General features: G+C 33.5%; 2 protein-coding genes. One reads left to right on the top strand and one right to left on the bottom strand.

All coding sequences use genetic code 11. The annotated features are described in order from the left end of the window. The coding region (locus V7183_RS24610) for a hypothetical protein (RefSeq protein WP_335361167.1) at positions 1-300 on the top strand (300 nt) is incomplete at its 5' end. 103 nt (positions 301-403) lie between these two features. On the opposite strand, the gene V7183_RS24605 is transcribed toward V7183_RS24610, so the two are convergent. Further along, positions 404-1342 (bottom strand): DMT family transporter, encoded by a 939-nt coding sequence (locus V7183_RS24605; RefSeq protein ID WP_335361168.1) that lies wholly within the window; start codon positions 1340-1342, stop codon positions 404-406. Positions 1343-1774: the final 432 nt, after the last annotated feature.

Below are 1774 nucleotides of genomic sequence, written 5' to 3'. Positions count from 1 at the left end.
TTTTCAGAGAACTTGTTTGTCGCTCATTTGCGACTTCCTTATGTTAACATTTCTATGTTTCAATGTCAACTAAGTTTTTTATTTCGTTTGCCGCGTTTTGCTTTGTTGCTATCGGCGACTCGTATAATATTACACTTACACATTAAAATAGTCAATGCTTTTTATATAAAAATTAAATATTTTTATTCCTCCTATGAAAACTCTCGCCACTTATCTCCTTTGAATTTTGAAGTGAGGGGGGTTCTCGTGTATCATCTTCAAGAGATGCTTAACACGAGTGAAGTTGACACAGCTGCCTGATGGCACAATCCCTCTATTCCATCGGCAGACGCCTTTGGAACTGTTTTTTAGATATTATAGGAACCATTCAATGAATCGTCTACCCTCTTCTTATATTCTCACATTAATATGATTTATACTCTTTATTTTCTTTAGTTTGTCGATCTACAGATTTTATTAGAACACGCAATTTATCTTTATCTGCCCAGACAACTCCTAATAAAACTAGACATCCCCCTATTAAAATATCCCACGTTAAAGATTCATTTAATAAAATAACCGAGGTAATAATACTTATGAGTGGTAAAGCATTTAGATATAGTCCACTTACTGATGCCGCAACCTTTTCTAGTGCCTTATTCCAAAACCAATAGGCAAGAATTGTTGCACAAACAACAAGATACATAAAACTAAGTCCTGTCTTCCATGTACCTATTTGAGGTAGACCACAGTAAAAAGTTTCAATAACCGCAAAGGGGAATAGAATGATTGCCCCAATGAGCAATGTTAATGTTGTAAATACTTCGCTTGATAGATTTCTTTCTTGTTTTGGCCTTTTTAATAATATTGTATAAAACGCAAATACAAAAGTACTTAATAGAATAAGCATATCTCCAACTAAAGAAGAACTTTGAGTATCATTACCAGATGGAATCGTAATACATATTACTCCTATAAAACCTAATATAACTCCAACCCAATAGTTTAACTGAATTTTTTCTTTTAGAAACAGTGCCGAGAAAATGATTGTAACTAATGGTAAAGCAGCGTCAATGATACTAACATGTAACCCACTTGTTAAAGAAATCCCATACGAGGTAAACATGAAGTATCCTGCTACACCAGTAAAAGATAACAAGCTCATCCTTTTCCATGAGACATCCTTATTTACAATATTTTTTCGTAGCTGATGAAAAGAAAAAAGCAGACATATCCCTCCAGCAAAACAAAGACGAAGAAATAATAAAGTGAATGGTTGAATTAACTCTAACGCCCATTTTGTCGGAGCAATTGCTGTTCCCCATAGTATAATTGCTACTAATAACATACATATCTCTTTCATAATCACCCACACCCATCCTAAAATTTCATGTATCTATTCCTTCCATTAAGTAAAAACCTTAATTATAAAATTCTACTTTCATATTTTACTTGTTTTTTCTATATATATATCAATTAAAAAACCGACATAAAACCCCTCTTTTTAGATGAGAGAGAGCATCTGTCAGGGCCTTTTTGCCACATGCGAAGTAAAACGAGTAATCTGTACCCTTTGTAAAGGACATGTTGAAGAATTAAAATGGATTTATGCATATAAGATCCTTTTTGCAATAAAGAAAAATTCTCGTCACGACTTGGGTTTTTACAAACTATTATCCTTCTTCTTTCATCATCTAAACCTTGGGACAAAGTGAGAATCTTACTGCCTACAAATAGAAAATAAAACACAAAAAAGACGAGTCATTCTGACTCGTCTAAGGTTGCTTGGCGACGT

Origin of the sequence: Bacillus sp. JJ1127, assembly GCF_036965845.1 — a bacterium.
Lineage (GTDB): Bacteria > Bacillota > Bacilli > Bacillales > Bacillaceae_G > Bacillus_A.
The sequence above is the reverse complement of the archived record's forward strand: the minus strand, read 5'-3'. Positions and strand labels throughout refer to the sequence as shown.

What these genes read in the sequence shown, in the direction of transcription:
- V7183_RS24605 (WP_335361168.1), bottom strand. Translation starts at nt 1,342, where the DNA reads ATGAAAGAGATATGTATGTTATTAGTAGCAATTATACTATGGGGAACA.